19 protein-coding genes are annotated in these 23,431 nt (G+C 67.9%); 12 read left to right on the forward strand and 7 right to left on the reverse strand.

The window, feature by feature from the left end; translation table 11 throughout:
- The first annotated feature begins 117 nt into the window (after positions 1-117).
- The 3 genes from LR393_RS04865 (at position 118) to LR393_RS04875 (ending at position 2,177) form a co-directional block, all read left to right on the forward strand.
- Positions 118-348, forward strand: coding sequence for a DUF6458 family protein (locus LR393_RS04865; protein ID WP_231481938.1), 231 nt, complete (start codon positions 118-120; stop codon positions 346-348).
- A 338-nt stretch (positions 349-686) separates the two neighbouring features.
- Positions 687-1,136 (forward strand): universal stress protein, encoded by a 450-nt coding sequence (locus tag LR393_RS04870; RefSeq protein WP_231481939.1) that lies wholly within the window; start codon positions 687-689, stop codon positions 1,134-1,136.
- Positions 1,137-1,244: 108 nt separating this feature from the next.
- Positions 1,245-2,177 carry a universal stress protein gene (locus tag LR393_RS04875; RefSeq protein ID WP_231481940.1) on the forward strand — a complete coding sequence of 311 codons (933 nt, stop codon included), beginning with the start codon at positions 1,245-1,247 and terminating at the stop codon, positions 2,175-2,177.
- Here LR393_RS04875 and LR393_RS04880 read toward each other — a convergent pair.
- The gene (locus LR393_RS04880; RefSeq protein WP_231481941.1) at positions 2,161-6,075 is read right to left on the reverse strand and encodes a protein kinase domain-containing protein; all 3,915 of its coding nucleotides are present in this window, start codon (positions 6,073-6,075) and stop codon (positions 2,161-2,163) included. The two genes, LR393_RS04875 and LR393_RS04880, sit on opposite strands and share 17 nt — an antisense overlap.
- 331 nt (positions 6,076-6,406) lie before the next feature.
- On the opposite strand from LR393_RS04880, the gene LR393_RS04885 reads away from it, so the two are divergent.
- The 3 genes from LR393_RS04885 to LR393_RS04895 all read left to right on the forward strand — a co-directional run bounded on the left by LR393_RS04885 (position 6,407) and on the right by LR393_RS04895 (position 10,158).
- On the forward strand, positions 6,407-6,751 hold the full coding sequence (locus tag LR393_RS04885) for a cytochrome P450 (protein WP_231481942.1): 345 nt from the start codon (positions 6,407-6,409) through the stop codon (positions 6,749-6,751).
- A gap of 192 nt (positions 6,752-6,943) precedes the next feature.
- Positions 6,944-7,453, forward strand: a complete 510-nt coding sequence (locus tag LR393_RS04890) for a hypothetical protein (RefSeq protein WP_231481943.1) — start codon at positions 6,944-6,946, stop codon at positions 7,451-7,453.
- A 521-nt stretch (positions 7,454-7,974) separates the two neighbouring features.
- Positions 7,975-10,158, forward strand: coding sequence for a putative bifunctional diguanylate cyclase/phosphodiesterase (locus tag LR393_RS04895; RefSeq protein ID WP_231481944.1), 2,184 nt, complete (start codon positions 7,975-7,977; stop codon positions 10,156-10,158).
- A gap of 42 nt (positions 10,159-10,200) precedes the next feature.
- Here the strand turns inward: LR393_RS04895 and LR393_RS04900 are convergent, their stop codons facing one another.
- The gene (locus LR393_RS04900; protein WP_231481945.1) at positions 10,201-10,914 is read right to left on the reverse strand and encodes an SDR family NAD(P)-dependent oxidoreductase; all 714 of its coding nucleotides are present in this window, start codon (positions 10,912-10,914) and stop codon (positions 10,201-10,203) included.
- Positions 10,915-10,984: 70 nt separating this feature from the next.
- On the opposite strand from LR393_RS04900, the gene LR393_RS04910 reads away from it, so the two are divergent.
- Positions 10,985-11,863 (forward strand): LysR family transcriptional regulator, encoded by an 879-nt coding sequence (locus LR393_RS04910; RefSeq protein WP_269326617.1) that lies wholly within the window; start codon positions 10,985-10,987, stop codon positions 11,861-11,863.
- Positions 11,864-11,959: 96 nt separating this feature from the next.
- Here the strand turns inward: LR393_RS04910 and LR393_RS04915 are convergent, their stop codons facing one another.
- Together LR393_RS04915 and LR393_RS36930 are read right to left on the reverse strand one after the other, a co-directional pair.
- Entirely contained in the window at positions 11,960-13,276 is a 1,317-nt protein-coding gene (locus LR393_RS04915) for a type II toxin-antitoxin system HipA family toxin (protein ID WP_231481946.1), read from the reverse strand.
- Positions 13,276-13,776, reverse strand: coding sequence for a helix-turn-helix domain-containing protein (locus LR393_RS36930; RefSeq protein WP_345718874.1), 501 nt, complete (start codon positions 13,774-13,776; stop codon positions 13,276-13,278). Before LR393_RS36930 ends, LR393_RS04915 begins: the two co-directional genes overlap by 1 nt.
- Positions 13,777-14,502: 726 nt before the next feature.
- Here LR393_RS36930 and LR393_RS04920 point away from each other — a divergent pair.
- Genes LR393_RS04920 through LR393_RS04930 form a run of 3 tightly spaced genes read left to right on the forward strand, consistent with a single transcriptional unit; the run spans position 14,503 to position 18,283 of the window.
- Positions 14,503-15,231 carry an NUDIX hydrolase gene (locus LR393_RS04920; RefSeq protein ID WP_231481947.1) on the forward strand — a complete coding sequence of 243 codons (729 nt, stop codon included), beginning with the start codon at positions 14,503-14,505 and terminating at the stop codon, positions 15,229-15,231.
- A complete protein-coding gene (locus tag LR393_RS04925; protein ID WP_231481948.1) occupies positions 15,228-16,388 on the forward strand; it encodes a 5'-methylthioadenosine/S-adenosylhomocysteine nucleosidase family protein in 1,161 nt (386 codons plus the stop codon). The genes LR393_RS04920 and LR393_RS04925 overlap by 4 nt, the downstream gene beginning before the upstream one ends.
- On the forward strand, positions 16,385-18,283 hold the full coding sequence (locus LR393_RS04930) for a hypothetical protein (RefSeq protein ID WP_231481949.1): 1,899 nt from the start codon (positions 16,385-16,387) through the stop codon (positions 18,281-18,283). Before LR393_RS04925 ends, LR393_RS04930 begins: the two co-directional genes overlap by 4 nt.
- A gap of 702 nt (positions 18,284-18,985) precedes the next feature.
- On the opposite strand, the gene LR393_RS04935 is transcribed toward LR393_RS04930, so the two are convergent.
- Both LR393_RS04935 and LR393_RS04940 read right to left on the reverse strand, forming a co-directional pair.
- Positions 18,986-19,186 (reverse strand): hypothetical protein, encoded by a 201-nt coding sequence (locus tag LR393_RS04935; protein ID WP_231481950.1) that lies wholly within the window; start codon positions 19,184-19,186, stop codon positions 18,986-18,988.
- 225 nt (positions 19,187-19,411) lie between these two features.
- Positions 19,412-19,648, reverse strand: coding sequence for a hypothetical protein (locus LR393_RS04940; protein WP_231481951.1), 237 nt, complete (start codon positions 19,646-19,648; stop codon positions 19,412-19,414).
- A 119-nt stretch (positions 19,649-19,767) separates the two neighbouring features.
- On the opposite strand from LR393_RS04940, the gene LR393_RS04945 reads away from it, so the two are divergent.
- A complete protein-coding gene (locus tag LR393_RS04945) occupies positions 19,768-20,991 on the forward strand; it encodes an MFS transporter (protein ID WP_231481952.1) in 1,224 nt (407 codons plus the stop codon).
- A gap of 157 nt (positions 20,992-21,148) precedes the next feature.
- Here the strand turns inward: LR393_RS04945 and LR393_RS04950 are convergent, their stop codons facing one another.
- Complete coding sequence (locus tag LR393_RS04950; protein ID WP_231481953.1) at positions 21,149-23,005, reverse strand: spherulation-specific family 4 protein; 1,857 nt, start codon at positions 23,003-23,005, stop codon at positions 21,149-21,151.
- Positions 23,006-23,142: 137 nt separating this feature from the next.
- Between LR393_RS04950 and LR393_RS04955 the strand changes: the two genes are divergently transcribed.
- Positions 23,143-23,431, forward strand: a 289-nt coding sequence (locus tag LR393_RS04955; protein ID WP_231481954.1) for a DeoR family transcriptional regulator, incomplete at its 3' end; no start/stop codon positions are given.

The raw sequence follows: 23,431 nt of genomic DNA on the forward strand, positions 1-23,431 counted from the left end.
GGGCCTGCGGGGTTGCTGAACACTTGATCGCGAGCGTTACGCCGGATTCCTCCGGTGATGAGCAGATCCGACACGGAGTCCCAGGTCGTCGCGGGACCGCACTGAGGGAGACTCTTCATGTACATAGGTGGCGGAATCGCACTCCTGGTCATCGGCGGCATCCTGTCGTTCGGTGTCAGCGACCGTGTGGACGGCCTCGACCTGACGGCGATCGGCTACATCCTCATCGCCGGGGGAGTGCTCGCGATCATCCTGTCGCTGGTGCTCAACAACCAGCGCCGCAACACCACGCACACCGAGGTGGTGGAACGCCGCAACACCGGTAACACCCCTCCGCCCCCGCTCTGAGACCAACTGAACCGGCCAATGGTGGACGTCTGACACGTCCACCATTGGCCGGTTCAGTTTTGGTGGCTCAGAGGGAGAAGCCGAACTCGTCGCAGGCCTACATGCCCCAGACGGTGGGGGAGGCTCCGGGCCTGGAGACAGCCGCCCTCGCCGACTTCCTGCGCTCACGCGCGACGGGCTGTGGGCTCCCGCGGCGCAGCAGCCCGGATCCTGACCGTACACCGGGAAAATGTTCGGTCGGCCCGGCGGGCGGGGACCTTCGGACCTGTGCTGTGTCGCGCAACGGGCGGACGGTAGAGGTATCCGAATTCCGGCTCCCTTATCCGGAGGAGAACGTCATGTTCGAACGCGTCCTGGTGGCGGTCGACGGGTCCCCCTGTGCTGATTACGCTTTCGGGATCGCCCGGGCCATGGTCAACCGGGAGCTCGGGCACGAGCTGACGGTGGTGCACGTGGCGCGGTCGGTGAACGGCCGGCCCCTGGTGACCGCCGACGACCTGGACCTGCGCGAACGGCTGGGTCAGACCGTGGCGAAGCTGCTGGCCGAGGGGGTGAAGACCCGGATGGAGACCCCGACGGCGTTCCACGGTGGACCGGCCTTCGCGATCGCCGAGGTCGCCGACCAGGTCGACGCCGACGTCATCGTGGTCGGTGCCAGCGGTGTGCGGAAGCTGGGTGGCGCGGTGCTGGGTGACGCTGTGCTCGGTGACGTGCCGGTGCGCCTGCTGCGGAACGCGGGCCGGCCTGTGCTCGTGATCCCGATGCCGAAGGCCTGTTTCGACGACTGAGGCGATGTCCTGGACCTTTCGGCGTGGTCCGGTGAGGACCTTCAGCTCTGACGGCACAGGACGTGCTGCGTCAGTCTCGTGAGACGAACAGTCCCGAGGGGGTGCACGATGACCGGGAACGTCGGGCGCACGGGCCCGGACGATCTCAGCGGCGTGATACTGGGTTTCGACGCCGGGTGGGACGATCCACGTCCGCTGAGGATCGCCGCCGACGAGGCGCACCTGCGTCAGGAGCCGTTGTCCATCGTCACGGTGTCGCGAGCGGACCTGAACGCCGTGGTACCCAGGGCCCGCGCGGGACGGGACACGCTCGGCCCGACCTGGTCGGAGTCCGAGACACGCCGCAGTCTGCGCGCGGCCGGACGGGCGGCGCGGGCCCGTCACGACGATCTGCCCGTCTCCACCACCCACCTCACCCTGGACGACATCGGCCGGTTCGGACGTTCGGCGACCGGGGCGTCCTTGCTGGTACTCGGTGGGAGCGACCAGTTCGGCGGGCGCCGGCACGAGAGCAACCTCCTGATGGAGGTCACCGGCTGCCCGACGCTGATCGTGCCCACCCACCGGTCCGCGGCCCGGTCCCGCCGGCCCGTCCGGGAGACCGAGATCGACGACCGGGGGCCGGTTCTGGCGGCCGTACCGGGTGGACGGCGCGGGGTCGAGGTGATCCGGCACGCCGAGGAGGAACGTCAGCGCCGCGGCCGGCCCCTGCACCTGCTGCACGCCTTCGACCTGATGCCCGGCGAAAGACGTTCCCACGCCATGCGTCGCGCCGCCGACCAGATGATGGCCTCGATCGAGCAGGCGGGCCTGGACGCCGGGGCTCCCTGGAGCGTCACCCTGGCCCGGGAACCGGCCGGGGCCGCCATTCGGGAACGGGCGGCCCAGGCCGGGCTGGTGGTGCTGGGTAACCGGGCGGGAACGATGAACGACCTGGTCGGCGACCTGCTGGACCGGCTGATGTGCCCGGTGCTGCTGCTCCCGGCCGATCGTCGCCCGGCGCGGGCTGCGCTCCTGAAAGGTGTCAGTCGGCGGACTTGAACGACTCGGTCATGACCTCGAAGTCGTCTTTCATCGATTTCCAGTCGTCGGCCGGGGTGGTCCAGACCAGGGCGTACGCGCGATGGTTGCTGACCCGGATGTTCCGGTTGATCACGTGCCGCTTGCCGCTGGAGGGCTGCCAGGTGTACTCCCAGTCGGCGGCGTTCCAGTCGCGGTACTTCACCCGCTTGAGGCTGATCAGCTTGTAGCCGCTGTAGAGCTGGTCGGCCGAGGGCTCCCGGGCCTTCCAGTCCGTGTAGGCGTCGGCCTTCGGTTGGGTCGTGGTGTCGACCTGGAGGAACGCGCCGCCCTTCGGGTCCTTGAAGTACACGCTGGTGTTCTTCGTCGACCGCACCCAGCCCTTCGGGATCGCGACACTGAAGCCGGTCTTGTCCTTGCGCAGGCTGGAACCGGACGGGATCGCCGGGGAATCGTTCTTCTGGGGGCTGTCGTCGGAGCCGCTCTTCTTCCCGCCACCATCATCGTCCGATGTCTTGCTGGTTGCCTCGGGTGTGCTGGCCGCGGGAGAGCTTTCGGCCGTGGGCGAGCTTTCGGACGTCGTGGTCGGCGCTGCCCCTGCGGTCGCCGTCGCGGCGGGGCTGGTGGTGCTGGCGGACGAGGTGGCCCCGTCCTTGTCGTCCCCACCCAGGTTGAGCGTGAAAACGGTGGCCACGGCCACGATGACGGCCAGCAGCAGGGCGATCAGGGCCCGGCGGGTCGGGAAGGCTGACTGGGCAGTCTCTTTCGGTTTCGCGGTAGGGGTATTGCTGGCTGGAGGCGGCGGCGGGACGTGAGTGGCCGACGTGACCAGGCCTGTCGGGGCCGACGGTGCGGAGGCTGAGGGCTGTGGGGCCTTCGGAGCCGTAGTCGAGACCTGCTGGGCCGCCGGGGCTGGATCTGATACTGCCCGGGACGGCTGGACGGTCTCGGTTTCTTCCCGGGGCAACTGGGCCGTCGGGTCTGAGGGGGCGGCCGGTTGTTGTGCCGGGACCGAAGTCAGTCCGAGGGCCGCGGGGAGGCCGAGATCCGCGGGATGGGTGAGATCGGGGGCGCTCGGCGGGGGTACGGCCGGCGTGGGGGAGGAGTCGCCGGTACGGGAAGGCTGGGGCGGGCTCGGCTCGTCGTCGGCCGCCGGGTCCGGAACGGTGTCCGGGGTGGTGGCAGCGTCCGGACTGGTGGCAGCGTCCGGGGCAATGCCGGTTCCAGTGCCGCTCTCCGCCACGGTGCCAGTGTCAGAACCGATGGCAGTCCCGGCAGCGGAGCCAGTTTCAGCGGTGGTGCCGGTTTCAGGGGTGTCGGCATCAGTAGTGGTGCTGGCCGCAGCAGCGCCACCCTTAGCAGCGGTGCCAGTTCCAGCAGAGCGGGCTTCAGCAGCGGTGCCAGTTCCAGCAGAGCGGGCTTCAGCAGCGGTGCCAGTTCCAGCAGAGCGGGCTTCAGCAGCGGTGCCAGTTCCAGCAGAGCGGGCTTCAGCGGTGGTACCAGTTCCAGCAGAGCCGGTTTCAGCGGTGGTACCAGTTTCAGCGGTGGTGCCGACACCTGTGGGGGTGGCTTCAGAAGCAGTGTCGGTTCCAGCAGTGATGTCAGACCGGGAACCGGTACTGGCATCAGGCGGGGAAACCGGGTCGGTTCCAGGGGAGGAGCCAGCCTTGGCGCTGGTGTCGGGGGTCGCGCCAGTTTCGGACGTGGAGGCGCTGCCCTTTGATGATCCGGTGCCGATTTCGGAAACGGTGCCTGCGGTGGAGGCGGCGTCAGCCTCGGAAGCGGCCTCGGTGGGTGTGTCTGACGCGGATGAGGTCTCCGTTGCGGGCCCGTTGCTGGGGGCAACCGCGGCAGCGAGGCCGGCTTCGGCTTCGTCCTCGGAAGTGGTGCCGGCCTCAGGGGCGGTGCCCGGTTCCGATGCGGCGCCACCTTCAGGACCGGTGGTGGCTTCAGGAGTGATGCCATCTCCGGGAGCGGCGACCGGTTCGGGGTCGGTGTCAGCGGTGGAGCTGGTGCCGACCTCAGAACGGGTGAATTCTTCAGCGCCGGTGAGAGCTTCGGCAGCGTCCGGGGTGGCCGTGGCGGTCGCCGCAGCGTCCGGGGTGGCCGTGGCTGTCGCCGCGGCGTCGGTCCGGGCGGGTTTGGGCTCGGCTCGGGAGATCTCGGGTTCGGTCGTTGCCGGGGATCCGGGATCGCTGGTGGTGCCGGACCGGTCCGGCGTCTTGCTGTCGCTCTGGTCGGCCGGGGTGCTCGTGCCGGGAGCGGAGGTGGCCGGGGCCGGGGTGCTCGGCTCGGGGGTGACCGTCGGGGTGGCTGTCGACGCTGAGGTCGCTGCGGCGCCGCTCACGAGGGCCGAGGCTGTGGCAATGCCGGCTGCTGTCTTGCCTTCGGGTGTGTCTGCGGTGGGGGCGACGTCCTGGGAGATTGCGTCGGCCGACTGCTGGGTTTCGCGCGAGGTGGGGTCTGCTGCGGGGGCGGTGGACCGTTCCTCGGGCGCGTTGTCCGGGGCCGGCTCGGTCTCGCCGGCGGGCGCGGCGTCTTCGGGGGCGGCACTGTCAACGGACGGGGCCTGGTCGGACTTGGCCTGGTCGGACTGGGCTCCGTCAGACGCGGTGCTCGGCTCGACCGGGTCCGGGGGGTTGCTCTCGACGGTGCCGGTGTCGGGGGCGTCTTGCTCGGTGGGGCTCACGTCCGCGGGGGTCTGGCCGGGAGTTTCCTGCTCGGTGGAGTTCTGCCCCGTGCTGCTCTGGGCGCTGTGGTCGTCGTCCACCCGGGCCGGGGGGTCTTCTGCTGTCGGGGGGTCTTCTGCTGTCGGGGCGGAGGGGCTCGCTGCTTCGGCCCAGGGCTCGGCGGGGACAGGCTTGCGCCCGGGTGCGGCGGCGGGCGGGTTGCTCGCGTGGCCGGGGGCCTCGACGGCTGCGTCTTCGGGTTCCGCGTCTTCGGGCACGGAACCCGGGTCGATCGTGGTGCGGGACAGCTCGGCGTCGAGGGCGGCGTTCTCGGCCGGGATGCCGGTGGGCAGGATGATGGCGGTGGGCTCGTCGCGGGAGCTGTCGTCGGCCATCTGCTGTTCGAGCTCGAACTTGGCCTGACGCAGCATGGCCCGGGTGTGCTGGAGGTTGGGCCGGGCGTACGGGTCTTTGGTCAGCATCGCCGCGATGGCGGGGGCCAGGGGGCCGGCGTGGACGGCGGGCGGGGCGAGCTCGTTGACGATGGCCGTCAGCGTGAGCAGCTGGGTCTGGCGGCGGAACGGGGGCGCGCCCTCGGTGGCCGCGAACAGCGTGGCCCCGAGCGACCACAGGTCGCACTTCGGGCTGGGACGGTCGCCGCGGGCCCGCTCGGGGGACATGTAGCTCGGCGAGCCGACGGCGATACCGGTGGTGGAGAGCGTGGTCTCGTCGCTCATGCTGGCGATGCCGAAGTCGGTGAGCACGGCGCGGCCGCTGCGCGTCAGCATCACGTTCGCGGGCTTGACGTCGCGGTGCAGTACCCCGGCGCGGTGGGCGGCCCGGAGCGCGTCGATGAGGTCGACGGCGATGCCGATGATCGTGGCGAGGGGCAGGGGTTCCTCGTCGGCGAGGACCTCGCTGAGCGACCGGCCGTCGAGCAGCTCCATGACGATCCACGGACGTCCGTCGGCCTGGAAGACGTCGAAGACGGTGACGGCCGAAGGATGGTTGATGCGCCCGGCGGCGCGCGCCTCGCGCAGCATCCACAGGGTCAGTTCCGCACGCTGGGCGTGGGTGACACCGGGAGCGGGCTGCAGCTCCTTGATCGCGACGTCGCGGTTGAGCATCTCGTCGCGACCCCGCCACACCGCACCCATACCGCCGCGCCCGATCAGGTAACCGAGGCGGTATCTGCCGGCGAGAAGGTGGTCGGCGCCGGGAATCTGAGGTGGATAGCCAGACGTGGTCATGACGCGGTCGTCACCCCGCGCTCCTTCCGTCCGCAATAACGCAAAAGTAGACTCAAGTCACCGCTCGCGCCAAGACATGCCGAGCCATGGTGAACCGTACAAACCTGGCATGAACGTGCTCCGGAAGCCAATCGGAGGGGGACTCACCGGCCGGTCAGGCCGAAGCTGGGCGACGCCCAGCCGGCCCGCCCGACTCGTGGAGAGTTCGATAACCCAGCTCGAAGCCGGTGAAGCCGCATCCCGCCGTGCCGTTCTCCGCATCCCGCCCGAGGTCAAAGCCCGTGCCCCGCAAGTTTTCGGCGAACCGAGAGCGCTCAGCCCGGTGCACCGCGTGCCGCTCGGCTCGGGCATCGACGTCGGGGGCGTGTTCTCCTACGAGGGGGCCCGCGCGGCCCTGACCCACCCGGCGCTGCTGCACGACGTCACCCCGGCCGAGGCCCTGCCGGCCGGGGCCGGTACCACCTCGCACAAGGTCGGGGTCGGGCTGGGCGGTTCGATGCTGCAGCTGGATCCGCCCGATCACACCCGGCTGCGCCGTCTCGTGGCGCCCGCCTTCAGCCCGCGCCGCACCCAGTTACTGGCCCGGCGGGTGCAGGAGATCACCGACGGGCTGCTGGACGCCCTGACCGGCCGGAGCGAAGTGGACCTGGTCGAGTCGTTCACCGCGCCCTGCTGAGGCGATTTCCGGATCTGCGCCCGGGGGTCCCGCAAGATGAGGTGCGCTGGATCCCGGCGGGCATGATGCGTGGCCCGCTGAACCTGCCGGTGCTGTTGATGCCCGAGTGAAGGAGCAAAAGGTTCATCTGGTGCACTAGCTGTCCCTTCTTGATCAAGGAGGGGCCGCTCGTGAACGGAGACCCCGCACCACATGAACAGGCTCGGCCATCAAGCCGCCGCACAAGCCACCTGGCTCAGCGTCTGCACTGCTGAACGATTCCTCGGCGAACAAGCACTGAGCTGGCAGCACGTCGTGGCCGGCGCCATCGTCGCCTCCAGCATGTGCGCAGACGACTGGTCGCCGGACTCCGACCAGGGCGGGGTGATGGCGAAGATCATCCCGGGCGGGCACCGCGGGCCCACCCACATGCCGGAACTCGTCGCCGGAGTGCTCTACCTGCTGACGGTGGTCGCCGGTGACGACCTGGACTGGTTCGTCATCGCCGCCGCGGCCGCGTGGGGCTCCCACCTGGCGGTGGACTTCTTCTGGGGCGGCATCCCGTTCGGGATCCTCACCCTGATGGGCAACAAGAAACGGATGGGCTTCAAGTTGAATACCGGGGGGCCGGCCGAGGAAGTGGTCACCTGGATCATGACCTTCGCCAGCGTGCCCCTGGCCTACCTGGCTCTCGGGGGACCGACTCCCTGGGTGACGGCCTGAACATGCTCCACGAGTCGGCCGGTCCGGTGCCCGAGGGTGCCGGACCGGTGGTGTGACGCGTCCTCTGCTGTGCCTTTTCGGGTGACCGGCCGGAGATCGCCGAGCCGAGGAGGCCACCGGGAACGGCCGGTACCAGAGGTCGGCCAGGCCGGTCGGCAGGCACACCAGAGGCGAGCAGGATGCTCAGCGCGGGACCGGACATGCAGGCGATGTCGGTGGTGAACGACACCGAGGCGGGAGCAGGCCGATCAGGAGTGGACGTCCGTCAGCAATATGGTCGCGGCGAGATGGATGTCCAGTACGCCGGCCGGATCCCGGGTCGTCACAGGCGATGGCCTTCTCGCCCGACGCAGGAGACACATCGGCGGTCTTCCGATTTCTTCGTGACGACGTGTCCGGGGTCCGCGGTCGACCCGTCTTCGTGCTCCCCCACCTTTGATGCTCAAGGTCGCGACATCTGAGAACGACACGAAAGGGTGACCTTCGGCCCCGATACCCCCAGGGGCGGCACCGCGTGGCTGATGCTGGCCGCCACTGCGGTCGTGGCCGCGGTGCTGGTGGCCGAGCCCGGACTGCGCTCAGTCTCGACCGGATGCGCCGGAACGCTGTCCGTCGGCCTGATCGTGCTCGGCGTGGTGCGCCACCGCCCCGGCTCGGCGTCCTGGCCCCTGCTCGCGCTGATGCTCGCCTTCTGGGCGCTCAGCGCCGTTCTCGTCCATGTTCAGGGGCACATCTCGTCTCTCGCGGTCGCTGCGGTCTGGGCCGGTCAGGCAGTCGCGACCGGGGTGACCGTCAATGCTGTCGTGTCCGGGAAACGGCCGGTCACGCGGTCCCTGACGGCCGGCCTGGACCTGATCATCATCGCGACCGTCACCTTCCTGGTGGGCGCCCAGATCGTGGCGGCCGGAACGAGCGAGAGCAGGAACTGGACCGCCGTCGCCGTCGCCAGTGTGGATGTGGCCCTGCTCAGCATGCTGGTGCGCTTCGCGGTGTCCCGCCGGGCACTGGGTCCCAGTAACGTCCTGGTCCTCGTGGCCTCTTTCCTGGCCATCGTGTACGACCTCCTTTCGGCCGTGCAGGGCAGGCGCCTGGCCCTGCCCGGCGAACCCAGCCAGATCCTGGCCGTGGTGTTCATGCTGCTGTTCGGTATCGCGGCTCTGCATCCGTCCATGGCCCGGGCTTTCAGTGCAGATACCTTCACCCAGCGAAGGCCCCCGTCGACCGCTCTACTGGGCCTGCTGCCGCTGGTCCTCGTCCCCTCAGGGGTTGCCTGGGCGGCCGATGTCACCGGATCACGCAATCTTCCCCCGTGGGCGATCCCGGCCGCCGGTGCGATCATCGCCGGGCTGTGTCTCCTGCGCGGCAGCGACGGCCTGCGGTCCAGCGAATACCTGGCCGAGCACGACCCCCTGACCGGTCTGGCCAACCGGCGTGGTCTCGACCGGGCCTTCGACGAAGCCCCGCGGGCCGGTGGGCTGAGCCTGCTGCTGATCGACCTCGACGAGTTCAAGCAGGTGAACGACACGCACGGGCACAATGTGGGTGACGCTCTGTTGCTGCTTCTTCGCGACCGGCTGGTCCGGGCCACCGGAACCTCGGGTCTGGCGGCCCGGTTAGGAGGCGACGAATTCGTCGTACTCACGCAGCCACATCTGGCTCCCGTCGTGGCGGAGAGATTTCTGCAGTCGCTGCGCGAGCCGGCGGTGGTCGGGGACCTGGTGTTACGCACCGGCGCCAGCGTGGGTACGGCCGACGCCACGTCCGATGCGACCCTCGCTGAACTGCTGACCCACGCCGACGTAGCCATGTACGCGGCCAAGGCAGCCGGCGGCGGTCGAGCCCTGGCCTTTCACCCGGCGATGCGGGCCGAGGTCGCCCGGCGGTTCACCCTCAGCAGTCAGGTCCGGCAGTTGCTGGGCCATGAGACCTTCGACGTCGGGCGGCTCGAGATCCGTTACCAACCGCTAGTCGAACTCCACTCGGGCCGGGTGATCGGCGCCGAGGCCCTCGTCCGCTGGATGCATCCTGAGCACGGTCTTCTGAGCCCCGACGCCTTCCTCGGTCTCGTCAACAGTAACCATCTCGACACGGAGCTGGACGCGGTCGTCCTGAATGACGTACTGACCCAGCTGGCACAGTGGCGGGATCAAGGACTGCCGATGCTGCCGGTCAGTGTCAATCTGACCCGCGACAGTCTGGAGGACGCGCGCCTGGCCGATCGTGTGCTCGCCGCCCTGGCCGTGCTGTCTCTCCCGACCTCCGTGCTGCATCTGGAAATTACCGAGCACGACCAGTTGTCGACGGACTCCCCGGCCCAGCACACGCTGGGCGTACTCGACGCCGCTGGGGTACGCGTCTATCTGGACGACTACGGAACCGGCTACACGTCCCTGGAATACCTGCACCGGTTCCCGATCAAGGTGCTGAAACTCGACCGTTCGGTGGTGACTCCGCTGGACGCGGGCCAGGTACACCTGGTCGGCGCGGTGAATGCCATGGCGGTGGCCCTGGATCTGGAGATCCTGGCCGAGGGTATCGAGACCCCCGAGCAACGAGATCAGCTGATGTCCCTGGGAATCCGTTACGGGCAAGGATATCTGTTCTCCCGTCCTCTGACGGCGGCGCAGTATGCGCAGACCGCGCTCGCCGTGACGGATGAGTCCGTGCCCTTTCCGCGTCCGGCCGGTGAGAGCGCCCGGCGCTAGGGTCGTTCCGGGACCGGAGAACACGGTGCAGGACGCCGCCCGTCAACCTGCCTCGGGAAAGTCGGGCTGCTCGGGGCCGAACGGGATCTCGATGCGCTCCTCGCCGGTGCGCAGGGCCCGAAGTACTACCCGGCCTGCGTATTCGGCCGAGTGCGGAACAACGCCGGGCGGAAACTGGCTCTTGTCGAAGAATTCGGTGTCCGTGACCGACGGCAGCAGCAGGGTGACCTGAATGTTGTCTCCCTCCAGTTCCATCCGGGCCACCTGGCTCAGCCAGTTCACCGCGGCCTTGGAAGCGGGGTAGATCGCGTTGCCGGCCATCGGCCTCAGGGTGGCGCCCGAGCTGACGTTGACGATGCGCCCGCCACCGGCCGCTTTCATGTGCGGCAGCACGGCCTGGACGGCGGTCACGACACTCACCACGTTCAGGTTCAGCATGTCCAGGAAGGCCGCCGGCTCGATGCCGTCGATGGGGTGGGCGGCCCCGGCTCCGGCGTTGTTGACCAGGGCGTCCACGCGTCCGTACCGGTCGATCGTGGCCTGCACGAGCGCCTGGACCTGTTCCGGGACGGTCACGTCGGTGGCGACGGCGAGCGCTCCGCCCAGTTCCTTGCTCAGGGTCTCGAGCCGGTCGGCGCGGCGGGCGGCCAGGACGGGGTGGGCCCCGGCCTGGTGCAGGAGCCGGGCCGTGGCCTCGCCGATGCCGGAGGAGGCTCCGGTGACGATGACGACCTTGCCGTTCAGAGATTCGCTCATGGGTGTAGTCAAGGGCGGCCGGGGCGCTTGTCGGAAGGACCGTCTCGCTCTCGATTGATACCGTAGCGATATGAGTCACCTCGAGACCCGGCAGCTGCGGTACTTCGTGGCGGTGGCCGAGGAGGAGCATTTCGGGCGGGCCGCCGCGCGTCTGGGCATGGCGCAGCCGCCGTTGTCCCGGGCGATCCGCGAGCTGGAGCGGCAGCTCGGCGTGCAGTTACTGGTGCGCACCACCCGTCAGGTGTCCCTCACCCCGGCGGGAAGAACACTGCTTGAGGACGCGCGGGTCGCCCTGGACGCGGTGGCGGCGGCCGGGAACCGGGCCCGGCGCGTGGGCACGGGCCGGCCCGCCCTGCGGCTGGCGCTGAAGGCCGACTACGACGCCGGACTGCTGCCGGGGATTCTCGACGCCTACGATGCGCTGCCGGTCGAGCTGGTGCTGGGCGGGTACCTCGAGCAGATCGTGGCGTTGCGCGAGGGGCGCGCCGACGTGGCGCTGGTGGCGACGACATTCGACGGACGCGGGCTGGACAGTGAGCCTCTGATCACCGGTCCACGGGTGGTGGCCCTGGCGGCGTCCGACCCGCTGGCCGCGCGCACGAGCCTGCGGCTGTCCGACCTGGCCGGGCGGCTCCTGCCGAACGGGATGCCGGCCGAGCAGTGGTTCTCAGGAACGACGGGCGGGCAGTACCGGCCGCTGGATCTCTCCCAGATCTTCAACCTGATCGAGGTGGGCAGTGCGGTCTGGTTCCTGCCGGCCTGGCTGGCCGAGCGCACGCCCCGGCCGGGGATCGCCTACCGCCCCCTGGAGGGAGCGGAACCGGTGACGCTGAGCGTGGTCTGGCCGGCGGCGTCGCGTTCGACGGCTGTGGCGGCATTCGTGCGGGTCGCTCAGGAGGCGGCTCGGAACGCAGGTTTTCCCGCGGTGGTGGCCGGAACTTCGTTGTAATGGTGGTCTTGTGACATCCTCCCGGCAAGATCCGTGATCCTGCTGGCTCGGTGTCCATTCTCCTGGGAGACTTCACCTTTCAGCCGGTCCTTCCCGTCAGTACGTCGGCCGGGAAGCGGTAGTGCTGGTCACCACTTGGTCGGGGCGCCAGGTTCCCACGACGTGCTCGCTGATGCGTTCGGCCATCGCGTTGGCCTCTTCGATCACATCAGCGGGCAGGGAGCCAGCGGCGCGCTTCAGAGCCGCCGGCAGTTTCTGGCGCAGTTCCTCGACCCAGGTGATCGCCTGGTCGCCAGCGACACCCAGTTGCTTGCCCACCTGTCTCCAGTCGGCATCAGTGATCTCGAGAAACGTGTAATGACCGCCGATCTTCATCGCCGAATCCAGGCGCGTGGGCTGTGGGTAGCAGGCTGCGGAAGCGACATCGTAAAGCGGCCCGATCTGGGCCCTGTTCCCGATCAGGACGAGCGAATAGTTCTTGGCGTGCGCGTCGGTACCACCGATCAAGACATTGAAGACAAGGCCCTTGAAGAACCGCTCCACCGAAACGGCCCGATCCTCGAATGACAGACGCTCGAGCAACTTCCCGATCTTGGCCACGCCTGGGCCATTGTCCTTCTGGTACTTCGAGATGGGGTGGACCGACAACGCCTGGCAGAGATCTTCTTGATGGATCCGGTGCCAGATGCCATCAGCATCCTGAGTGCGGTCGTAGCGGTGCGAGCTCAGAGCCTGGACGCCAGCGATCTCGATCAGCTCCACGCCAGCTGCCAGGAGTCCCGCCTCGCGGGCAGCGCGCTGGCACAGTGCCTCGTTGACATGGTGACGCTTGTAGGCGCGTAGTGCGGGCTTGATGATGCGGTTGGTGGGGGTCGAGTCGTGGGGGATCCCCCACGCAAGGCTTTGCGGGTCCTGGAAGAGTGCAATCTTCGGCTGTGCGCCAGCCAGACTCCATCGCCCACCGAATCGGCCTGGATCCCAGGCTTCGCCGTGCGCCGCCAGCTCACGTGCGATCTGGGCGAAGTCGTCTTCGCTGAGCCATTCAATGTCGCCGGTGCGCGTGGCCGAGTCGGAAGGATCTTCCTCGGGCGGCAGGATCTGCACTGCCCCCGCAGCGTCACGGCCGACATGATGCAGAAGCGAGAAAGGGTTCCTCGGGTTGGCCCCGTACTGCTGGGCCCATCGCTCACGGGCCGTGTCCGAGTCAGGCAAAAGCCCATCCAGGTAGGCACTGACAACCCTATTCGAGTGTGTGTCTGCCATCAGCGGCATGGACAGGGACAGTGGAGTCGCATCCGAAGTAGTCCGGTACTCCTCGTCATAGGTGAAGGACAGAGCCCCGTGCGGCGTTCTACTCACCTCTCCGATGGGCACACCGTCGAGAAAGACATGCAGTTGCTGAGGCCCTGCCATCACGTCAGCTTTGAGAACAGCGATTCAAACGGGTCCACGTCGCCCCTGTTCTTGATACCGGTAGAACGACCCGTCGGTGCCGCTTTCGCGGCCACCTTGCCTACGCCTGCCCTACTCGCACCGGAAGAGGGACTCGCTGCAGCATCAGCCGCAGAACCTGGCTTCCTGCTCCGGACAGGAGCCCTCCCGGGCAGGGATGTCTTTTTCTCAGGGGTCTTCTTCGTAGGTGCCTTGCGAGCAGAAGTCCCTTTCCGCACGCCAGATCGGGACGCTATCTCCTTGCCAGGGGCAGACGGCTGCTCAACATCTAGACCCAAGCCGAGGACGACCAGGGTGTCCAGGACTTTCTGTGCCTCTACGCGAGGCTGGCCGCTCTCAAGGCGCACAACCCATTCACGACCAACGCCCAGACGGGCAGCGAGGTCGGCCTGAGTCATTCCCTGGGTCTGCCGAGCAGCGCGTACCAGCGCACCAAGGTCTCGTACAGTAGTGACGCGCAACGCTCACCTCTTCTGTAGATGTGGCCGCTTTCCCCATGCTCAAGTGTAGGCGTTCGACAACTTTTATAAAAGTGGCCGAACGGCCACATGAACAAGTGGGGCCGATCGGCCGCATCACCAAGCCAGGCCCCTACTGCGCTGGCAGGCCCTCGGGATCAACGCAACCTGGTTAGCGGTCTGCTGATTTGTCTGCCGCAAACATCTCGGTGGCTATGGGGAGAGCGGTTCTTCCCGTGGTCTGTTCGGGGCTTCGATCGCGGGCACGACTGAGGGTGTCAACGGTCGCTGAACTTTTCAGGAGCCGTCGACAACGGTCGGTGGACTCGCCGCTGCACTGGGCCTGACGGCTCCGACAGTCGCAAGGCGCTGCGGAGCCTGATGAAGCAGGAAACGGTCGTTCAACGTGGGGGCAGGGGCTAGGCAAGGTCTTACTACCGTGCGGCTGTGTCCGGCTGGCTCTCACGAGGTCGGTCAGTGCCCCAGCGTAGAGGTGATCCGGGCCCGAAGCCGTTTCGCCGGACTCCGGTCCGGGGCGCTGTCGCAGTGATCGGTGGGTCGCGCACAGGTGTCGCGACTTGAAGGCCTGCGGGTCCCGAGTCGTCGGCCATCGGCACATACCGCCCGCCGACGGCACTTCGAAACCCCCGCGCCACGCCTGTCGCCTGTTCGGGCAGTCCCGGCGAGTAGCTATTTCTGTCCGACGGACAGTTATCTAGTTTGGTTGCTATGTCCGAGCCGGAATGGGTGCCCCCATCAGTCCTGATTGCTGTTGACCTGGTCGTTCTCACCCTGCGAGGGGCCGACTTGTGTCTGCTGCTGATCGAGCGAGGGATCGAGCCGATGATGGGGCAGCAGGCGCTGCCGGGCGGGTTTCTCAGTCATGATCGCGAGGAACTCGTCACTGCGGCCCGGCGTGAGCTGCGGGAAGAGACGTCCATCGATCTGGACTCCGTGCACCTGGAACTGCTGGGGGTCTATTCCGGGCCGGAGCGAGATCCGCGGGGGCGTGTGGTGTCGATGGCCTACCTGGCCATTGTTCCCCGCCTCGGGGATCCCGAGGCCGGCACCGACGCGATGGGTGCTCGATGGCATCCGGTGGCCGCGGTACTCGGGGGGTCGTTACGGCTCGCCTTCGATCACCGCGACATCGTGTCCGACGGTGTGGAAAGGGCCCGGCGGATGCTGGAGACCACCACCCTGGCCACGACGTTCTGCTCGTCGCCCTTCAGCCTGAGCGAGCTGCAAGGCGTCTACGAAGCGGTCTGGGGCATGCCCCTGGACACCCGCAATTTCTACCGAAAACTCAGACGAGCGGAAGGCTTTGTCGTTCCGGCCGGTCCCGTACGTCAAGGGGCCTCCGGCCGCCCCGCCCGCCTCTACCGGGCCGGCCCGAGCACATCACTGCAACCACCCATGGTCCGCGATTCCCTGGCCCGACCGAGGAGCGAAGCATGAACCGCCCGATCCTGTTCCTGACCGCCATCGATGTGGAACGCCGAGCTGTGCTGGAGCATCTGACCGACCGGCGTGATGTGACCGATCGCGGTACCCGCTTCGTCCAGGGCCTCACCCGTCGCGGCCGCCGCAGAGCGCTTCTGGCCCAGACCGGTCCGGGCAACACCGGCGCGAGCGCGACCGCGCAGCTGGCGATCGCTCGATTCTCGCCCGATCTGATCATTTTCAGCGGGATCGCCGGTGCGCTGCAGCCGCACATCGAATTGGGGGACGTCGTGGTCGCCGATCAGATCACGGCTTACGGGGGTGGTTTGAGTCAGGACGAGGGGTTCTGGTCACGTCCGCGTTCCTGGCAGGCGCCGCACGCCGAGCAGCAGTTCGCGCAGAGCCTGAGCGAGGGAGCCCTCTGGCAGGAGCATCGGCCCTCGCCGTCCGGACGGGTCCGGTTCGGCCACATCGTCTCGGGTGAGGTGGTGCTCGACTCCCGGACCTCGGACATCGCCCAGCGGCTCCTGCGGCAGCACAACGACGCCCTGGCCATCGAGATGGAAGGTGCGGGGGTGGCCCGGGCCGCGCACACCAACAGCGTGCCGTTCATGGTGGTCCGGGGGATCAGCGACCGGGCGGACGGTACCAAGTACACGACCGACAAGGGCGACACCCAGCAGCAGGCAGCGTCGGCAGCCGCGGCCTTCGCCGTGCTTCTGGCGGAGGAGCTGGCTGCGCGCCCGATCAGCGAAACCGCAACCAGTACAACGGTCGACCAGCAGGGGGACAGTTCCATGCAGCATCAGCCCGTCGTTCATCAGACGATCCGGGACAACAACCGGATCGGGAACATGGTCGGTATCAGCCACGGAAACCTTTTCTTCGGAAAGGAACGCGACCAGGCCGAGGAGTCGCTGCGCGCCGAGCTGGCACAGGTGCGCCGGTTGCTGGAAGGAGCGCTGTCCGACGGCCGGATCAGCGCGGACGAGCACCGGGAGGCCGCGCAGCATCTGGACGATGCCGCAGCGATGGTGCCCCCGAAAGATTCGCAGCAGCAGGGGGCCGCTCTGTGGGTACTGGGCAAGCTGCTGGGCATCGTCGGGGGAGTGGCCGATCTCAGCGATCACGTGGGCCGAATCATCTCCTCGATCAACAGGATGACCTCATGAACCCTCCCGGCGGCACGGCGAACCAGGAATTCGGTGACAACAACGACGTCGAGCTGCTGATCGGGGTTTCGCACGGTGACGTGTACTTCAATGCGTCGAAGGCGCCGACGTCGGCGGAGCTCCTGGACCTCGGAAAACGCAATTTGAGTAGCGGTATCGTCGACAGGGCACGTAGCCGCATCGATGAGGCGATCGAGGGAGGTCTGCGGGGCGGCGAGGTGTGCTTCTACTTCGTCCTCGCACTCCTGAGCGGCCGCAGCCTGGAGCAACTGTCCGAGCATGAACGGCAGCGCCTGAAAGGCGCCGAAAGCGATCTGCTGCACAACGGATCGCCGGGTCCGATTGATCTGGCGGCACATCTGGTGCTGGACCTGGTCGATCTCGACGCCGGTGGCCGGGACGACGTCGATGCTCTGTTCGATCGTCTGGACGAGATCGGCGAGCAGTGGCGTCGTCCCATCGTGCGGCACCTCGAGTTCGTGGTGGACGGGCGGGCCAAGGACGCCCTCTGGAAACGGAGTGTCAAGCAGGCCCAAGCGGACCAGAAGAACCAGGGCAGGGTGGACCGGGCCTGGAAATTTTTCCATCCCAATCCCCTTGAGCCCGTTAAGGCGCCGGTACGCGAGTTCCGCCCGCACGTCCTGGCAGCGGGGGGTCTGGTGGCCAGTTCGCTGATGACGATGGCCTTCCTGATCCAGCTGGTCACCGGCGTCCTCAGCGTCCTCTGGTTCGTGGTCGCCCTGATCGCAGCCGGTACGTGCGTCTTCCTGATCTGTGACCGCTCGGCCCACCGGCGCGTGAGCGTCCGGGCTTCGGTGCTCCGCCCCCCGCTCGAAACGCCTCCCATCCATCTCGCAGGCCCGCTCGGGATGTACTGCAAGCGTTACGCCAAGGAAGAGCTCCTGGATGTGAAGGGAGTCATGGACGCGACGAAACCCCTTCGTGACGCCGTGGCTTGGGAACTGTCTTTGACCTATCCCGAAAACGGGCGGATGCACACCGGTCCGATTCGCTGGCTGATCCGCTACCGCGCACGCCAGATCATCGCTATCGCCCGCTCCGGAAACCCGGCCGGGCTTGGCCCGGAACTCGCTGCTGTTCCGATGACCGCACTGGGCATTGCGGTCGGTGGGGTGGTTGCTGTGGCGACCGGTCTCACCCTTCTCGGAGGAGCGCTGAGTGCGGATGCCTGGTCCGCTGTGCAGGTGCTGCCGCTGATCGCGCTGTTCGGTTATCTGACGGTGCGTCTGGGTCTGAGGATCGTGGGGAACGAGCGAGAGGCCCACTACCTTCGCCAGCGTTCGCAGGAGCAATACCGGCTGGACTTCGAGAAGTTCCAAGAATGGCGGGACCGGCTTTGCGATCGGCCGGAAGAGGACGAGATGGCTGAATGGCTCAGCGCCGACCGGGTACTCCTGATCGATCGGGCGCTGACCCACTACAAGCTGGAGCCGCGCCAGGTCCTGTCACACGCCATCCTCGAGTCGCCGGACAAGGGCAATCAGGCGCACAGCCGTGCGCGGGTCTCCAGTGGCCCGTGGCGTCATCAGCACTACAGCCTGACGATGTTCCTGCTCAGCGGCGACGGCATTCGGCAGGTCATGACGAAGCTCGAGTTCGCCACCGGGCGATTGAGCAACGATGCGCGGGAGAACTTTCGCTACGACACCATCTGCTCGTTCCGGGTCGAGACCACTCCGGGAAACGGTCGCATCCTGAAACTACGCAGGATGGATGGTAACTCGGACGAATATGCGATCGTCGCCGAAGACGAGACCCCGGGTATCGCGGACGACGTCGCCGAGATATCAGCTGAGGCAGCCGGTCTGCATCAGACCATCCACCTGCTGGAAGGAATTGCCGCCGAGGGCAGGACCTGGCTGACCGCGGGGTGACCCCAGCCGGGCATGAACCAATGGGGGACGGGGTCGGCACCGGTGCCGACCCCGTCCCCCATCATTCTGGTTGGCTTGCAGGGGACCTCAGGCCAGTGGGGCCTGCGCCTCATCGAACAGAGGCGGTCGACGGCGCTGGGTGGGGTCGCGGATGTCCCGTGCGTCGTCCAGGAAGTGAGGGGCAGATCAATGGGGGTGTGCTCACGGCGTCCACAGGGCGGACAGGGGGAAGGCTACGATGCGATCTCCGAACGGTGCCGTGGTCGGGCCGGTGTGCAGAACGAATCCCGCGACGAGCCGGCCGCCGAGGCGATCACGCATCTGCGCGAGCCATCTGACGTCACGGCTGCTGATGCTGGAAGCAGCCTTGACCTCGATGCCGATGACGCGGCCTCCTTGGCTTCCAGCACGAGGTCCACTTCGGCTCCGTCACGGTCGCGGTAGTGGAACAACCGCGCATCGACATCGGCACCGCGCCGCTTCCGGTCTGTTCCGGTCCGCCAGCAAGACTCGTCATCGGCTCAGCCGCGTCGGCAACCGTCAGCTCAACGCCGCCGACGAATGGTGATACCCCGGCTGCTGCGGGTTTATCCACCGGCGGGGGCCATGGTCAAGCGCCGCCAGGCCGGAGGCGGGACGGACGCACCCTCAGACGCAGCGCCCTCATCATCCCGGAGCCATGCTTGGCCCAAATGGCGCCGGTCAGTGCTGAGCCACCAGTGTCACGATGGGCTCAGCATCAGTAATGACCCACGCAACCCCCGAAACCGTCCACGTCCCCGGCTGGCCCGGAACGCCCAGGACCGTGTCGCCCACCCGCGGCACGCTCACCCAGTTCACGTCTACAGGCACATCCACGCTGCCACCGGCACCCGCCGCCGGAATATCAAAAGTGATCTTCACTGTCGCTCCTGTCCGAAGTACTCATATCGGTCACGGATCCTGGCAGTATCCAGGCCCTCGCGCCCCTTGAGTCCTACCGCGCAGGTGGGAAGAGGAGTGCGGCCGTCCGGCGACTGCTGTCGTAGCGCCGGAAGGACGTGCGACCGAAGGACCGGTGATCCGAGCTCCGGAACAACTCGCCACGCCGGTGGAGCAGATCCGGGCCGGCTGCACTCCCTGCGCTGATCAGTTCTCCGGGAGGGCGGCGAAGTCGCGCTTGGCCTGGCGGTACCACCCCATACCGGCGATCGGGTGCTTCCACCGGCCCTGCATCTCCTTCCAGGCCGGCACGTGCGCGGTGTCACCCGCGGTGACAACCTCCTTCAGGTGAGCGTCCTGCGCTTTGATGACCACATTGGCGTCCTTGCCGACGTGTGCCTGGTCGCAGGGCCCACCCAGCTGCCGGCAGGTCATGGTCTTCATCTCGGTGGCTCCGTTCGTCGGTGGATGCTGTGATCACGGTAGGAGCGCAGGGCGAGGTGCCGCTTCTTGATTCCTGACCCGTCGTGATCTCGTACCGGGGGGAAGACGAGAATGTGCCGGTGCCGACCATCGGGAAGTTCGCTGCCCTCCGTGCCCCAGACGTGCGCACCTACCTCATCGGCGGCGCGCTCGCGATGATGGCCGACAACATCGAGCACGTCATCACGTACTGGGTGCTGTGGGGAAAGTTCCATTCCCCACTCCTGGCCGGGTTCCAGGTCATCAGCCACTGGCTCCCGTTCCTGCTGTTCTCGCTGGCCTCCGGCGCGCTGGCCGACCGCTACGACTGTCGTCGCGTGATCCAGGCCGGTCAGGTGCTGTTCATGCTGGTCTCGGCCTCCTGGGGTGTGCTGTTCCTGACCGGCACGCTGCAGATCTGGCACGCCTGCGTGCTGCTGGTGCTGCACGGCTGCGCCGGGGTGCTGTGGGGGCCGGCCGAGCAGATGATGCTGCACGATTTCGTCGGCCGGGAGGCCCTGCCCAGCGCGGTGCGCCTGAACGCCACCTTCAAGAGCCTCGGGGTGCTGTGCGGGCCCGCGGTCGGCTCACTCCTGCTGCTCGGGCTGGGCCCCACCGGCGGCATCTTCGCCAACATCGCGATCTACCTACCCCTGACCCTGTTCCTCTTCCGCACGCGCTACACCGGGCACCAACGGACGGTGGGTCCGGCTCCGGTGCGTCCGGGGTTCCGCGACACCTTCCGTGTGCTGGGCGAGGTGAGGGGTGACCGGCTGCTCGTCGGCATGATCCTCCTGGCCGGTCTGGGCGCGTTCTTCGTCGGGGCATCGCTGCAGTCGACGATGCCGGTCTTCGCCCAGGACCTGGGAGCCGGTGACACGGGCCTGACTTACGGCGTGCTGCTCTTCGCGGCCGGTATCGGCGGGGTGGTGGGCGGGCTGGTGCTGGAGGCCACCGGCTGGATCGGTGCCAGCGTGCCGGCGGCCGTGATCGCGACCGTGCTGTACGGCGCGAGCACCCTGGTCTTCGCCGTCACCAGCCTCTACCCCCTGGCCCTGGTCATGCTCGTCGTGAGCGGGGTCGCGAACCTGGTGGCCACCTCCACCGCCCAGACCGTGGTGCAACTGCGTGCACCCCAGGACCGGCGCGGTCGGGTCCTGGGCCTGTACGGGATGTCGTCCAGCGGCTTGCGCCTGGGCAGCGGCTTCACCGTCGGGGCCCTCGGCGCCGTGGTCGGCGTGCACACCTCGCTGGCCGTCAGCGCGGGGATGCTCTGCCTCGCAGCTCTTCTCGTCGGGAGGGCGAGCAGCCGAGCGACCCGGTGATCAGCGACGTGGTCATGTTCGGCAGCGGCGGAGATGATGCCGCCCCTGGTGAATTGCTGTGTACCGCGGTTGGGTTCGCTGGATCGCCGCGCTGGGGACCGGCGAAGGCCGTTCCGGCGGGGGTGGGACCGGAACCGGGGCCCGGTCCCACCCTGGCTCAGCCGGTCACCGCCGCGGTGTTGTAGTCGGAGTAGGCCCCGCTGCCGTTGAACACCACGGACAACTGGGTGGCCGAGCCGAACGTCGAGCTCGGGACCGACCAGGTGTAGGTGGTGCCGGTGCTGTTGGCCGCCGTGGTGAGGCCGGGGGTCAGGACCGAGGTCCAGTTCCAGTCACCGACGGCCCCCGCGTGGCGGTACAGGGTCACGGCCGCGCTGCTGGTCTCGATCATGTACTCGGTGCCGATGCCGTTGATGTAGTAGCCGGTGGTGGCGCTGCCGTCGGTGTCGACGAACACGTGCTGGAAACCGTACGGCAGGTTGAACGACGCCGAGAGGGTCGTGGTGGTGCTGCCGTGCGTGACCGCCGGGGCGGTGATCGGGGTCGGGTTGGTGGTGGTCACCGCGACCGCGGTGGAGGCCGCCGAGACCGAGCCACTCGCGTCCACCGCCTTGACCGTGAAGCTGTGGGTCGTGCCCGGGTCGAGGTCACCGATGTGCACCGAGAGCACGCTGTCGGGCACGTCGAGGATCAGGGCGGAGCCGTCGTAGATGCGGAAACGGGTGATGGCGCCGCCGTTCCCGGACTTCGGGTAGGTCCAGGTGAGCTGGGTGCTGGTGGACTTGGTCTGGGTGGCCGTGACGCCGCCGGGAGCTCCGGGCAAGGTGGTGCCGCTCGCGGGAGTGGCGACCGACAGGGCCGGGCCGGCCGCGCTCACGCTCGCGTCGTAGTGCCGGGCCTTCACCGTGAACGAGTACGTGGTGGCAGGTTTCAGGCCGGTGACGTCGAACTGGGTGTTGGCCGGGGTGCCGTTGGCGACCGAGCCGATCTTGGTGCTGCCCTGGTACACGTCGTACCCGGCCACGCCGGACGAGGTGCTGGAGGCCCAGGACAGCGTCAGTGAGGTGCCCTTGAGTGCGGTGGCCGACGGTTTGGCCGGGGTGGCCGGCGTGGTGGTGGCCGTGACCTGGGTGGCTGCGAGTTCCGCCTGCCAGTAGGCGGTTGCGGGAACGGTGTCCCACGGGTTGGGCAGGGTGTCGGGGGTGACGTAGACGTACCCGGCGTTGTCGGCCTTGGACCGGGTGATCACCTGCTGGAGGGCCGTGGTGGTCGGCACGTCGTAGATCAGCTCGAGGAACTGGTTCGGGTCACCGTCGAGCTGCCACTGCGCGGTCTGGTACTGCGAGGGGCGGGTGGTGGCCAGGAAGTCGGTGTAGGTGCCCTCGAAGGTGAGCAGCACATCGGCCGAGTCCTCGTAGCACTGCGGCACCGCCACGCCCGGGTTGACCACGGTCAGCGCCCCCGGGTGGTTGTCGTGCACGTACTGGTCGAGCTGGGCGTACAGGTCGGCGTACTCGTTGCTGCCGCTGGTCGGTCCGCAGGTGTTCAGGCCGTCGTCGAAGAAGATGCCGTCGACCGAGGCGCCGTACACGCTGTACCAGCGGTCGATGTCCTGCTCGGCCTGCACCAGCCAGGCGGTCTTCGTGCTCTCGCCCAGCCGGGTCTTACGGGCCGGGTCGGTGACACCGAAGTAGCCGGTGTCCACGTACCCGAGCACCTTCGTGCCGGCCGCGTGCACGCCGGAGATCGCCGAGGCCCAGCCGGCGTCGGCGGTCGAGGAACCGGGCCCGTTGGACACGTTCGCCACCGCGAAACCGAGCGCGGCGCCCGAGGTCTTGAGCGCGTTCCAGGCCGCTGTGTCACTGGTCGGGATGTAGGCGGGGATGCCGACCTTCTGCTCCAGGTCGGTGGCCGCCGCCGAGGCGGGCTGCTGGGCGACGAACAGGCTCGCCCCCAGGGCGATGGTGAGGGCAACGATCCGCCCGCTGAGACTTCGTCCGCGCTTTTTCAACACCGTGCAGCTCCTCAAGGAGTGGGGCATTTCGGGATCGCCGTAACGGTAAAGCGCTCAATTCAGCTCACTCAATGGTTTCTATGAGCAATAACGAGCAAAATGATGCATAAGTGCTCACCTCATCAGCTGGAGGCAGCTTGAACCGCCACGCAAGGCTCAGCGCGCTGCTCGACCTGATGGGTGAGGCCGGGCACGTGGACGCCGTGGCGGTCGCCCGGCAGCTCGACGTCTCCGCCTCGACGATCCGCCGTGACCTCAACTACCTGCACGACCAGCAACTGGTCACCCGCACCCGGGGCGGGGCCGTGGCCACGACGATCAGCTATGACCTGCCCATCCGCTACCGCAGCGCCGGTCGCCGCGGCGACAAGGCCCGCATCGGCGAGGCTGCGGCCCGGCTGGTGGGCGTCCACGACATCGTCGGCC

Origin of the sequence: Kineosporia mesophila, assembly GCF_021129235.1 — a bacterium.
GTDB lineage: Bacteria > Actinomycetota > Actinomycetes > Actinomycetales > Kineosporiaceae > Kineosporia > Kineosporia mesophila.